This is a genomic window from Pseudomonas sp. NBRC 111127, from assembly GCF_001320345.1.
Classification (GTDB): domain Bacteria; phylum Pseudomonadota; class Gammaproteobacteria; order Pseudomonadales; family Pseudomonadaceae; genus Aquipseudomonas; species Aquipseudomonas juntendi.
Window position 1 is genome coordinate 1 of record NZ_BCBD01000175.1, and the last position, 11,368, is coordinate 11,368.

Here is an 11,368-nt window from a genome sequence, read left to right on the forward strand (position 1 = left end):
GCTGGAGATCCTCAGCAAGGCCGAACAGAGCGCCGAAAACCTGTTTGCCGCCTTCCCGAACGATATTTCCACGCCGGAAATCAATATTGATGTGACCGACGAGGGTAAATTCAGCATCATTGATGCACTGCAACGCGACGCCGACTGGGGCGAAGCCAACCTGACCACCATCGACGGTGTGCGGGTCGACTATGCCCATGGCTGGGGCCTGGTTCGCGCCTCCAACACCACACCGGTGCTGGTACTGCGCTTCGAGGCCGACAGTGACGCCGAATTGCAACGTATCAAGGATGTTTTCCGTACCCAGTTGCTGCGGGTTGATCCTGAGCTGCAACTGCCGTTCTGACCGATTATCTGTTCCTCACAGGAGCCCTGCATGACCCTCGATCGCGATGCCGCTTCCCATGTAGCCGAGGTTTTGTCCGAAGCGCTGCCCTATATCCGCCGCTTTGTCGGCAAGACCCTGGTGATCAAGTACGGCGGCAACGCGATGGAGAGCGAGGAGCTCAAGACCGGCTTCGCCCGTGACATCGTGCTGATGAAGGCGGTGGGCATCAACCCGGTGGTCGTCCACGGGGGTGGCCCGCAAATCGGCGACCTGCTCAAGCGCCTGTCGATCGAAAGCCACTTCATCGACGGCATGCGTGTGACCGATTCGGCGACCATGGACGTGGTGGAAATGGTGCTGGGCGGCCAGGTCAACAAGGACATCGTCAACCTGATCAACCGCCATGGCGGCAGCGCCATCGGCCTGACCGGCAAGGACGCGGAGCTGATCCGCGCGCGCAAGCTGACCGTCAGCCGCCAGACCCCCGAGATGACCACCCCGGAAATCATCGACATCGGTCACGTGGGCGAAGTGGTGAGCGTGAACACCGACCTGTTGAACATGCTGGTCAAGGGCGACTTCATCCCGGTCATCGCGCCAATCGGCGTGGGTGTCAACGGTGAGTCCTACAACATCAACGCCGACCTCGTGGCCGGCAAGGTGGCCGAAGCGCTGAAGGCCGAGAAGCTGATGCTGCTGACCAACATTGCGGGCCTGATGGACAAACAGGGCCAGGTCCTGACCGGCCTGACCACGGAGCAAGTCAACGAGCTGATCGCCGATGGCACCATCTACGGCGGCATGCTGCCGAAGATCAAGTGTGCGCTGGATGCAGTGCAGGGCGGCGTTAACAGCTCGCACATCATCGACGGCCGCGTGCCGAATGCGGTGCTGCTGGAGATCTTCACCGACAGCGGCGTGGGCACCCTGATCACCAACCGCAAGCCGCGCTGAGTGATCGGTTAGCCTGTACCGGCCCCTTCGCGGGCACGCCCGCTCCCACAGGGATAGCGCCTTGTGGGAGCGTGCCCGCGAATAGGCCGAAACAGGCGGCACAAAAAAAGGCGACCTTCACAAGAAGGTCGCCTTTTTCATTTCCGGGCCAGGATCAGATCCCGTACTGCGCCCGGTAAGCTTCGACAGCCGGCAGGTGCTGCTTGAGCTGTGGGTCGTCAGCCAGGAACTCCAGCACCTGGGTCAGCGAAACGATGCTGACCACTGGAATGCCGAAGTCACGCTCCACTTCCTGGATAGCCGATAGCTCGCCATTGCCACGTTCTTCGCGGTTCAGCGCGATCAGCACGCCGGCGGCCTTGGCCTGCTGGGCGTTGATGATCTGCATGACCTCACGGATGGCAGTGCCGGCGGTGATCACATCGTCGATGATCAGCACATCACCGGCCAGCGGTGCGCCAACCAGGCTGCCGCCTTCGCCGTGGTCTTTGGCTTCCTTGCGGTTGAAGCACCATGGCACATCGCGCTGGTGCTGGTCAGCCAGCGCCACGGCAGTGGTCGCCGCCAGCGGAATGCCTTTGTACGCAGGGCCGAACAGCACATCGAACGGGATCTTGCTGTCGACGATGGCGGCGGCATAGCAGCGGCCCAGTTCAGCCAGGGCGGAACCGGTGTTGAACAGGCCGGCATTGAAGAAATACGGGCTGGTACGCCCCGATTTCAGGGTGAACTCACCGAAACGCAGTACCCCGCGATCGATGGCAAAACGGATAAAGTCGCGCTGATACGGCTGCATGAATAGTCCCGGACACCACGGATTTAGCTAAATGGGTTGAGCTCGGGTATCATACACGCACGAGATTTATGGGGCCATTTATGCGGATCATCAGTGTGAACGTTAATGGCATTCAGGCTGCGGCCGAGCGTGGTTTGCTCAGCTGGCTTCAAGCCCAGAATGCCGACGTCATCTGCCTTCAGGATACCCGCGCCTCGGCCTTTGAACTCGATGACCCAGCTTTCCAGCTCGATGGCTATTTCCTTTATGCCTGCGACGCGGAGGTGCCAGCCCAAGGTGGTGTGGCCCTTTATTCGCGCATGCAGCCCAAGGCAGTCATCACCGGCCTGGGCTTCGAGACAGCCGACCGCTACGGGCGTTACCTGCAAGCAGATTTCGACAAAGTCAGTATTGCCAGCCTGCTACTGCCTTCGGGCATGAACGGCGACGAAGACTTGAACCAGAAATTCAAGTTGATGGACGACTTCGCCAAGTACCTGGACAAGCAGCGCCGCAAGCGCCGCGAGTACATCTATTGCGGCTCGTTCTACGTGGCGCAGCAGAAGCTCGACATCAAGAACTGGCGCGACAGCCAGCAGTCGCCTGGCTTCCTGGCGCCGGAGCGTGCGTGGATGGATGCGATCACGGGCGAGATGGGTTACGTCGACGCCCTGCGCGAAGTCAGCCGTGAAGGCGACCAGTACAGCTGGTGGCCGGACAACGAGCAGGCCGAGATGCTCAACCTGGGCTACCGGTTCGACTACCAGATCCTCACCCCGGGCCTGCGCCGCTTCGTGCGCAACGCCCGCCTGCCGCGCCAGCCGCGCTTCTCGCAGCATGCGCCGCTGATTGTCGACTATGACTGGACGCTGACTATCTGAAGGCCATTGGGGCTGCTTTGCAGCCCCGTTCGCGGGCACGCCCGCTCCCACAGGTACGGCGCTACCAGTGAAAGCGCCGCGATCCCTGTGGGAGCGGGCGTGCCCGCGAACGGGGCCACAGAAAATCTTTGTGATCGGCCGCCAGATCAGCGGGCCCAGCAGCGCGGAGAGGTGGCAGAACATCTGCACCTCTCCGGCTGGTCTCAATCGGCCAGCGCCGCCTGCTGCAGCTCGAAGATTTCAGTCATGCCTTTCTGCGCCAGGGCGAGCATGGCGTTGAAATCTTCCGGCTGGAACGGCGCGCCTTCGGCAGTGCCCTGTACTTCGATGAAGCCGCCCGCGCTGGTCATGACCACGTTCAGGTCGGTTTCGGCAGCGGAATCCTCCAGGTAGTCCAGGTCGAGCACCGCTTCGCCCTGGTACATGCCGACCGAAACGGCAGCGATCATGTGCTTGAGCGGGTTACCGCCCTTGAGGCCGCCGCGCTTCTTGATAACTGCCAGGGCGTCGCACAGGGCAACCATGGCACCGGTGATGGACGCGGTACGGGTACCGCCATCGGCCTGGATCACGTCGCAGTCGACGTACAGGGTGATGTCGCCCAGCTTGCTCATGTCCAGTGCGGCACGCAGAGAGCGCCCGATAAGGCGCTGGATTTCCAGGGTGCGGCCACCCTGTTTGCCGCGGCTGGCTTCCCGCTGGTTACGCTCACCGGTGGAACGCGGCAACATGCCGTACTCGGCGGTCAGCCAACCCTGGCCCTGGCCTTTCAGGAAGCGCGGCACACCGTTTTCCACGCTGACCGTGCAGATGACCTTGGTGTCACCGAACTCGACCAGTACCGACCCTTCGGCGTGCTTGGTGTAGTTGCGGGTGATGCGGATCGAGCGGAGCTGATCGGCGGCGCGACCACTTGGACGTTTCATCTGGGATACCTGTACTGGGACTTTGAATCTGGCGAGCATTATAGAGCCGCAAGCCCGGTGAGGACATGCCTATTGTCGCGCGCAGACGGCCCGTCGCCTTTTCCTACCCCGACCACCACCTACCGGTAACATAGGCCGATTGGGCGCCACGCCCCCACTGCGCTACAATCCTGCGCCGTTCACTTATCCAAGCGAGGTACTCCCCATGGTGCATAGCATGACCGCTTTTGCGCGTGTCGAGCGCGCCGGCAGCCAAGGCACCCTGGTCTGGGAGCTGCGTTCGGTCAACCACCGTTACCTGGAGCCGCACCTGCGCCTGCCCGAGGCCCTGCGCGACCTCGAAGGCGGCGTGCGTGAAGGCCTGCGCCAAGGGCTGTCACGGGGCAAGGTGGAATGCACCTTGCGCCTGAATGAAGACAGCACCGGCAAGCCGCTGAAGGTCGACCGCGAGCGCGCCGCACAACTGGTCGCCGCCGCCGAAGAAGTGGCCGGGCTGATCAGGCAGCCAGCCCCGCTCAACCCGCTGGAAGTGCTGTCGTGGCCCGGCGTGCTGGTAGCCGATACCAGTGACCCGCAGGCACTCAACGCCGAAGCCATGGCGCTGTTCGACGAAGCCCTGGCCGAACTCAAGGCCGGGCGCCAGCGCGAAGGCCAGGAACTGGCGCGCCTGATCAACGAGCGCCTGGACAGCATGGCCGGTGAAGTCACGACGCTGCGCGCACTGGTGCCGCAGATGCTCGCGGCGCAGCGGCAGAAAATCCTCGACCGCTTCGGCGACATGCAGGCAGAGCTCGACCCACAGCGCCTCGAGCAGGAAATGGTGCTGCTGGCCCAGAAAAGCGACGTGGCCGAGGAACTCGACCGCCTCAGCACCCACGTTACCGAAGTACGCCGTGTGCTCAAGGGGGGCGGCGCCGCCGGCCGGCGCCTGGACTTCCTGATGCAGGAGCTCAACCGCGAGGCCAACACCCTTGGCTCCAAGGCCTTCGACCCACGCAGCACGCAGGCGGCGGTCAACCTGAAGGTATTGATCGAACAGATGCGTGAACAAGTACAGAACATCGAGTAAGGCCACCCCAACCATGAACCACAACAGCGGCACCCTCTACATCGTCTCGGCCCCTTCGGGCGCCGGCAAGACCAGCCTGGTCAACGCCCTGATCAAGGAAGACCGGCAGATCCGCGTCTCGGTCTCGCACACCACCCGCGCCATGCGCCCGGGCGAGCAGCACGGGGTGAACTACCACTTCGTCGTGCACGAGGAATTCAAGGCGCTGATCGCACAGGGTGACTTCCTGGAGCATGCCGAAGTGTTCGGCAATTTCTACGGCACGTCGCGCAGTGCACTGCAGCAAACCCTGGACGAGGGCTATGACCTGATTCTGGAAATCGACTGGCAAGGCGCCCAGCAGGTTCGCCGGGTGATGCCCGATGCGTTGTCGGTATTCATCCTGCCACCGAGCCAGCAGGCGCTGCGCCAGCGCCTGGACGGGCGCGGGCAGGACAGCGAAGAGATCATCGATGGGCGCATGAAAGAAGCGGTCAGCGAGATGGTGCACTACGACGAGTACGACTACGTGATCATCAATGATGATTTCAATGCAGCGCTGGAAGACTTGAAAGCAGTGTTCCGCGCCAACCGCCTGGTGTTGAGGAAGCAACAGCAACGCAAGAGTGTGCTGCTGAAAGAATTGCTCTCCTGAGAGACCGCACGGGGCTGCCTTGCAGCCCAATCGCCGGCAAGCCAGCTCCCACAGGTGCCCCACACTAGCTGAATACTGTGGAGATCATGTGGGAGCTGGCTTGCCGGCGATTGGGCCGCATCGCGGCCCCTTGCTTTATTCCTGCAAAGGCAGGGTAGCCTGCTGGCGCAGGGTAGCCCCCAGGAAATACGCCGGCGCACGCAGGCGTGACAGCATCATCAGCCCGATGCCCAGCACCGAGATGATCGCGGCAATCACGAACACCAGCCCCACCCCGCCGACATGCGAACCGCTGCCGAAGTCCGGCGACGCGCTGTCGATGGCGGTACGCGCGAAGATCACCGACAGAATCACCCCACCCACCAGCGGGCACATGCCACGCATGAAGAAGTGGCGCACGCTGCTGAACAGGCTGCCGCGGAAATACCAGACGCAGGCAAACGCCGTCAGCGAATAGTAGAAACAGATCATCATGCCCAGCGCAGTGATGGTATCGGCCAACACGTTCTCGCTCAGCGTACGCATGGTCACGTAGAACAGGCCCGCCGCCACACCTGCACAAATGGTGGCGTAGCGTGGGGTCTGCGAGCGAGGGCAAACGCTGGCGAACTTCGGCGGTACTGCGCCGTAATAACCCATGGCCAGCAGCGTGCGCGCCGGCGCCACGAAGGTCGATTGCAACGAGGCTGCGGTACTGGCCAGCACGGCAATGGACATCAGGATCGCCAGCGGCCCCATCACCGGGCCGGCCAGGTGGGCAAACACGTTCTCCTGGATGCGCGGGTTGTTGAGCCCCAGGCCGGTTTCGCTAATGCCGGCAAACTGCAGGGTGGCAATGGCAGTGAACAGGTACAGGCCGAGGATCAGCATGACGGTCAAGGTGGCAGCCTTGCCCGGCACCTCTTCACTGCCAACCGACTCTTCGCTGACGGTCAGGCAGGTATCCCAACCCCAGAAGATGAAGATCGACAGCGACAAGCCCGCGGCAAAGGCCGAGAACGACTCCACGCCGAATGGATTGAACCAGGCCAGGTCGAACGCCATCGGCGGTGGCGCGGTGGTGCCGCCGAACGCGGCGAAAGCGAAGCCGACCAATACCAGCAGTTGCAGGGCCACCAGGCCATACTGCACGGTCATGGTGGTGGCCATGCCCCGGCAGCAGATCCACACCGCCAGGGCGATGAACACACAACAGGTGACGATGTTGATCAACAGGTTGTCGGCCAGCCCCGCCAGCGTGTGCCTGCCGGTGATCTGGCCGAGGAACAGGTAGAAGAAGTCGACCGCCACCCCCGCCAGGTTGGACAGCACGATGGTGGTGGCAACCACCAGCCCCCACCCCCCGATCCAGCCGATCATCGGCCCGAAGGCGCGCGCCGACCAGGTAAAGGAGGTGCCGCTGTCCGGCTCTGCCGAGTTCAGTTCACGGTAACCCAGGGCTACCAGCAGCATTGGCAGGAAGCCGACGATGAACACGGCTGGCAGGTGTGCTCCTACCTCACGCACGGTAGGGCCCAGTGCGCCGGTGAGGGTATACACCGGGGCGATGGTGGAGATGCCCAGTACCACGCTGGCCAGCAAGCCCAGGCGGCCCTTGGCCAGGCCTTTGCTGCGCTGATCGTTGCCCGCTTCGGCCGCCACATCGGGTGGGCGGGCGGCTTCTGTGTAATTGCTCATGAGTATTTGCCGTAAATTTTGGAATTGTTCTTACAGGCCTTGCGCACAAGGCCCGCTTTCACTCATTGAAAGCTTGCTGTCAGGGGCGCGTTAGCCGTGCGCCGTCCCGTGCTGCATAGGCAACGCAGGCCTCGCGAAACGCCTGAAACAGGCGCAGCGAGACCGGGTTTTCGCTGAACCGCCACTCTGGGTGCCACTGCACGCCAAGGACGAAGCCCGGCGCACCGGGCATGGACACCGCTTCGATGAGGCCGTCCGGGGCCCGCGCTTCGACCCGCAGGCACGAAGCCAGGCGCTCGAGGCCCTGGCTGTGCAGCGAGTTGACCTCGAACTGCGCTGCCAGCCCCAGGCGCTCGAACAAGCCGCCAGGCTCGACGAACACCGGGTGCCGAAGGCCGTACTGCACCTCCAGGGGCGCGTCTTCGGGCTCGCGATGGTCCAGGTAGCCAGGCAGTTCCTGCACACGCTGGTGCAGGCTGCCCCCCAAGGCCACGTTCAGTTCCTGATAGCCACGGCAAATGCACAACACCGGCACACCGGCGGCGATCGCCGCCTGCAGCAGCGGCAAGGTCAGCCGGTCACGCGCCAGGTCATGCCGGGTGCCCGCGGCACTGGGGGCGCCATTGTAATGATGCGGTTCGATATTTGAAGGCGAGCCCGTAAAAACAATGCCGTGCAGGCAGGCCAGCAACGCTTGCGTGTCGCTGCCACCGTCACGGGCCGGCAGAATCAGCGGCAGGCCGGCAAACCCGGCCGCCTCGACATACTTGTCGCCAACCGTGTGCGACGAGTTCTTCCCCACCTGCTGGCGGCAGGCGCTGACACCGATCAAGGGGACCGCAGTTGCGCTCATGGGCTTACACCGTGTGCAGGTACCAGTTGTACTCGAGGTCGGAAATCGACACTTCGAACTCGGCCAGTTCGCTTTCCTTGCAGGCCACGAAGATATCGATGTAGTCCGGGCTGATGTATTGGTTGAGCACCTCACTGTCGTCCAACGCGCGCAAGGCATCGCGCAGGTTGTTCGGCAGGCTCTGTTCGAGTTGCTCGTAGGAGTTGCCTTCGATCGGCGCCTGGGGTTCGACCTGGTTGGTCAGGCCGTGATGCACGCCGGCCAGGATGGCCGCCAGCATCAGGTACGGGTTGGCGTCGGCGCCGGCCACACGGTGCTCAAGGCGCACGTTGTCGCTGCTGTCGGTGGGCACACGGACGGCTACCGTACGGTTGTCCAGGCCCCAGCTCGGCGCATTGGGCACGTAGAACTGGGCGCCGAAGCGGCGGTAGGAGTTGATGTTCGGGCACAGGAAGGCCATCGATGCCGGCATCGTCTCCAGCACCCCACCAATGGCGTGACGCAGGGTGTCGCTCTGCAGCGGGTCGTCACTGGCGAAGATGTTCTTGCCGGTTTTCTTGTCCAGCAGCGAGATGTGCACGTGCAGGCCGTTACCTGCCTGGCCCGGGTAGGGCTTGGCCATGAAGGTGGTGTCCATTTCATGGTCGTAGGCCACGTTCTTGATCAGCCGTTTCAGCAAGATCGCGTAGTCGCAGGCTTTCAGCGGGTCGGCAACGTGGTGCAGGTTGACCTCGAACTGCGCCGGGGCACTTTCCTTGACGATGGCGTCCGCCGGCAGCCCCTGCTCCTTGGCGGCTTCGAGCATGTCCTGCAGGCAATCTGCATATTCGTCGAGGTCGTCGATCAGGTACACCTGGGTCGATTGCGGGCGCTTGCCGGAAATCGGCGAGCGCGGCGGTTGCGGGCGGCCGTTGAGGTTGTCCTGGTCGATCAGGTAGAACTCAAGCTCGAAGGCGGCGCAGATAGCCAGGCTCAGGTCGTCGAACTTGCTGACCACCTGGCGCAGCACTTCCCGCGGGTCGGCAAAAAACGGCTGGCCATCCAGTTCGTGCATGGTCATCAGCAACTGGGCTGTGGGGCGCTTCTGCCACGGCTCATCCGATAACGTGCCAGGGATCGGGAAGCAGATACGGTCGGCATCGCCGATGTCCAGGCCAAGGCCGGTGCTTTCCACAGTGGAGCCGTTGATGTCCAGGGCGAACAGCGACGCCGGCAGGTTGATGCCTTTTTCGTACACCTTGTGCAGGCTGGCTCGCTCGATGCGCTTGCCGCGTACCACGCCGTTCATGTCGGAGATCAGCAGGTCAACGTACTGCGTGTCCGGATGGGCCTGGAGGAAGTCTTTCATCTCGCTGGAAGAACTGGCGCACGGGGTGACCGACGTCATGGCTGTACATCCTTTGATTTGCTGCGGCGATGTGGGGGGTACGGCTGGCGCCTCATGGGCGACGATGGTTGCAGCTGTTGTTCTTTTCACTTCCCATCGTGGGGATTGTTGACCCGACCGGGCGCATTGATTCCGGGGGGCGGTTTCACTATAAAATGGCCCTGATGCAACAGACATTGGCAATTCGGCAAGCAGAGCGTGCACCAATGCAATATCAGATCACCCACGCCGACCTCACTCTGGTCCTGGCACTGGAGCGTGGCCGCTCGCTGGCGAAGGCCGCCGAGTTGCTCAAAGTTGACGTATCGACGGTCTTTCGCTCGATACGCCGGCTGGAATCGGCCCTCGGTACTGCGCTGTTCGTGAAAAGCCGCAAAGGCTACCTGCCAACCGATACTGCCCAGGCCCTGGCCGAGCAGGCCGAGCGTGCCGAGCAGGCGCTGGAGGCCGCGCGCATTGCCATGACCAGTGGCGAGCAGGTGGTCAGCGGCACGGTGCGCCTGACCTGTACCGAGGCGGTCATGCACAGCCTGCTGCTGCCGGCGCTGGCCGAGTTCATGCCCAACTACCCGGCGCTGTCGCTGGAAATGGGCACCTCCAACACCTTCGCCAACCTCAGCCGGCGCGACGCCGACATTGCCCTGCGCCTGACCAATACACCGCCGGAACACCTGGTGGGCCGCAACCTGGGCTCGACGTCCTATGTCATCTGCGGCCAGCCGCAGTGGCGCGAGCGGCTGGCCGAATCGCCTGCCAGCACCCCGTGGATCGCCCCTGACGACTCCATGCAGGACCACCCCACGGTGGTCTGGCGCAACCAGCAGCACCCCGGGTTGAGCCCGCGCTACCAGTGCAGCAGCATGTCGACCATCGCCCAGTTGGTGACCGCCGGGTTGGGCGTGGCGGCGCTGCCGGACTACATGGTGCATGCGCTGCCCGGCGTCGATGCGCTCAGCGGGCCGCTGGCCGGCTGCGACACCCAGCTGTGGCTGCTGACCCGCCCGGACTGCCGGGCACTGCGCTCGGTGCAGACCTTGTTCGAAGAGCTGACCCCGAGGTTGCGCGGCGCGATGCTCTGAGGTTATCGTCAGGCTCATGCGTCGAGGGTGTCTGTTTCGGCCCTTTCGCGGCTGAAACCGCGCCTGCAGGGTGCGGTGGCAGGCTTGGGGATGACGCTGCTCGGCAAAACAGCGCTTCCCTATTGGCTGGTGAATTTTTATACTATCGAGTCCGCCTGCCCACTATTGGGCTGCACGCCCACCGCATTTGCTACTGAGGAAGACCATGGCCCGCGTAACTGTTGAAGACTGCCTGGAACACGTGGATAACCGCTTTGAGCTGGTCATGCTCTCGACCAAGCGCGCTCGCCAGCTGGCGACCGGCGGCAAGGAACCACGCGTAGCGTGGGAAAACGACAAGCCTACCGTCGTTGCCCTGCGTGAAATCGCCGAAGGCATCGTCACCAACGAATTCATCGCCGCTGAAGAGATCGTCACCGAGGATCCGGTGTTCGCCGCGTTCGAGGACGAGAACAACGAGGCTGTCTGATTGATGCCAGGTCGACGTCGCACGGCGCAAGGCCCTCTTCCTCGGCAGGAGGTAAACCCATGCCGGGTATAGAAGCCTTGGCCGAACGGCTGTCGACCTATCTTGGCCCTGAACAGGTCAACCTGGTCCGGCGCGCCTATTTTTACGCCGAACAGGCCCACGACGGGCAGCGCCGCCGCAGCGGCGAGCCCTACGTGACCCACCCGCTGGCCGTGGCCAGCATCCTCGCCGACATGCACATGGACCATCAAAGCCTGATGGCGGCCATGCTGCACGATGTCATCGAAGACACCGGTATCGCCAAGGAAGCCCTCAGCCAGCAATTTGGCGAGACCG

General features: G+C 63.1%; 12 protein-coding genes and 1 pseudogene. 8 read left to right on the forward strand and 5 right to left on the reverse strand.

The features are described from left to right. Positions 1-346: pseudogene (locus APH30_RS23295) on the forward strand (phosphomannomutase/phosphoglucomutase); the annotation flags it as partial. A 30-nt stretch (positions 347-376) separates the two neighbouring features. Next, positions 377-1,282 (forward strand): acetylglutamate kinase, encoded by a 906-nt coding sequence (gene argB, locus APH30_RS23300; protein ID WP_009681993.1) that lies wholly within the window; start codon positions 377-379, stop codon positions 1,280-1,282. A gap of 154 nt (positions 1,283-1,436) precedes the next feature. Here the strand turns inward: argB and pyrE are convergent, their stop codons facing one another. Continuing rightward, positions 1,437-2,078, reverse strand: coding sequence for an orotate phosphoribosyltransferase (gene pyrE / locus APH30_RS23305; RefSeq protein WP_054905201.1), 642 nt, complete (start codon positions 2,076-2,078; stop codon positions 1,437-1,439). 80 nt (positions 2,079-2,158) lie between these two features. On the opposite strand from pyrE, the gene APH30_RS23310 reads away from it, so the two are divergent. After that, positions 2,159-2,938 (forward strand): exodeoxyribonuclease III, encoded by a 780-nt coding sequence (locus APH30_RS23310; protein ID WP_003253401.1) that lies wholly within the window; start codon positions 2,159-2,161, stop codon positions 2,936-2,938. Between the two features lie 203 nt (positions 2,939-3,141). On the opposite strand, the gene rph is transcribed toward APH30_RS23310, so the two are convergent. Beyond that, positions 3,142-3,864 carry a ribonuclease PH gene (gene rph, locus APH30_RS23315; RefSeq protein ID WP_009681991.1) on the reverse strand — a complete coding sequence of 241 codons (723 nt, stop codon included), beginning with the start codon at positions 3,862-3,864 and terminating at the stop codon, positions 3,142-3,144. A gap of 205 nt (positions 3,865-4,069) precedes the next feature. Here rph and APH30_RS23320 point away from each other — a divergent pair, with 205 nt between their 5' ends. Both APH30_RS23320 and gmk read left to right on the forward strand, forming a co-directional pair. Further along, positions 4,070-4,933, forward strand: coding sequence for a YicC/YloC family endoribonuclease (locus tag APH30_RS23320; protein ID WP_009681990.1), 864 nt, complete (start codon positions 4,070-4,072; stop codon positions 4,931-4,933). 13 nt (positions 4,934-4,946) lie between these two features. Beyond that, positions 4,947-5,567, forward strand: coding sequence for a guanylate kinase (gene gmk, locus APH30_RS23325; RefSeq protein ID WP_054913891.1), 621 nt, complete (start codon positions 4,947-4,949; stop codon positions 5,565-5,567). Between the two features lie 135 nt (positions 5,568-5,702). On the opposite strand, the gene APH30_RS23330 is transcribed toward gmk, so the two are convergent. From APH30_RS23330 to APH30_RS23340, 3 genes are all read right to left on the reverse strand, one after another. Beyond that, positions 5,703-7,244, reverse strand: coding sequence for an APC family permease (locus APH30_RS23330; RefSeq protein ID WP_054913892.1), 1,542 nt, complete (start codon positions 7,242-7,244; stop codon positions 5,703-5,705). Positions 7,245-7,323: 79 nt separating this feature from the next. After that, positions 7,324-8,097 (reverse strand): gamma-glutamyl-gamma-aminobutyrate hydrolase family protein, encoded by a 774-nt coding sequence (locus APH30_RS23335; protein ID WP_054913893.1) that lies wholly within the window; start codon positions 8,095-8,097, stop codon positions 7,324-7,326. Positions 8,098-8,101: 4 nt separating this feature from the next. Next, complete coding sequence (locus APH30_RS23340) at positions 8,102-9,445, reverse strand: glutamine synthetase family protein (RefSeq protein ID WP_371262914.1); 1,344 nt, start codon at positions 9,443-9,445, stop codon at positions 8,102-8,104. A 245-nt stretch (positions 9,446-9,690) separates the two neighbouring features. Between APH30_RS23340 and APH30_RS23345 the strand changes: the two genes are divergently transcribed. From APH30_RS23345 to APH30_RS23355, 3 genes are all read left to right on the forward strand, one after another. After that, a complete protein-coding gene (locus APH30_RS23345) occupies positions 9,691-10,563 on the forward strand; it encodes a LysR family transcriptional regulator (protein WP_009684533.1) in 873 nt (290 codons plus the stop codon). 205 nt (positions 10,564-10,768) lie between these two features. Continuing rightward, on the forward strand, positions 10,769-11,032 hold the full coding sequence (gene rpoZ / locus APH30_RS23350; protein WP_003253383.1) for a DNA-directed RNA polymerase subunit omega: 264 nt from the start codon (positions 10,769-10,771) through the stop codon (positions 11,030-11,032). Positions 11,033-11,091: 59 nt separating this feature from the next. After that, positions 11,092-11,368 (forward strand): HD domain-containing protein (locus APH30_RS23355; protein WP_156326628.1); only part of this gene is annotated, 277 nt, incomplete at its 3' end.

Excerpts from the sequence above, each read along its gene's own strand:
- argB (WP_009681993.1), top strand. The coding sequence starts at position 377 with ATGACCCTCGATCGCGATGCCGCTTCCCATGTAGCCGAGGTTTTGTCC.
- pyrE (WP_054905201.1), bottom strand. The coding sequence starts at position 2,078 with ATGCAGCCGTATCAGCGCGACTTTATCCGTTTTGCCATCGATCGCGGG.
- APH30_RS23310 (WP_003253401.1), top strand. The coding sequence starts at position 2,159 with ATGCGGATCATCAGTGTGAACGTTAATGGCATTCAGGCTGCGGCCGAG.
- rph (WP_009681991.1), bottom strand. The coding sequence starts at position 3,864 with ATGAAACGTCCAAGTGGTCGCGCCGCCGATCAGCTCCGCTCGATCCGC.
- APH30_RS23320 (WP_009681990.1), top strand. The coding sequence starts at position 4,070 with ATGGTGCATAGCATGACCGCTTTTGCGCGTGTCGAGCGCGCCGGCAGC.
- gmk (WP_054913891.1), top strand. The coding sequence starts at position 4,947 with ATGAACCACAACAGCGGCACCCTCTACATCGTCTCGGCCCCTTCGGGC.
- APH30_RS23330 (WP_054913892.1), bottom strand. The coding sequence starts at position 7,244 with ATGAGCAATTACACAGAAGCCGCCCGCCCACCCGATGTGGCGGCCGAA.
- APH30_RS23335 (WP_054913893.1), bottom strand. The coding sequence starts at position 8,097 with ATGAGCGCAACTGCGGTCCCCTTGATCGGTGTCAGCGCCTGCCGCCAG.
- APH30_RS23340 (WP_371262914.1), bottom strand. The coding sequence starts at position 9,445 with ATGAAAGACTTCCTCCAGGCCCATCCGGACACGCAGTACGTTGACCTG.
- APH30_RS23345 (WP_009684533.1), top strand. The coding sequence starts at position 9,691 with ATGCAATATCAGATCACCCACGCCGACCTCACTCTGGTCCTGGCACTG.
- rpoZ (WP_003253383.1), top strand. The coding sequence starts at position 10,769 with ATGGCCCGCGTAACTGTTGAAGACTGCCTGGAACACGTGGATAACCGC.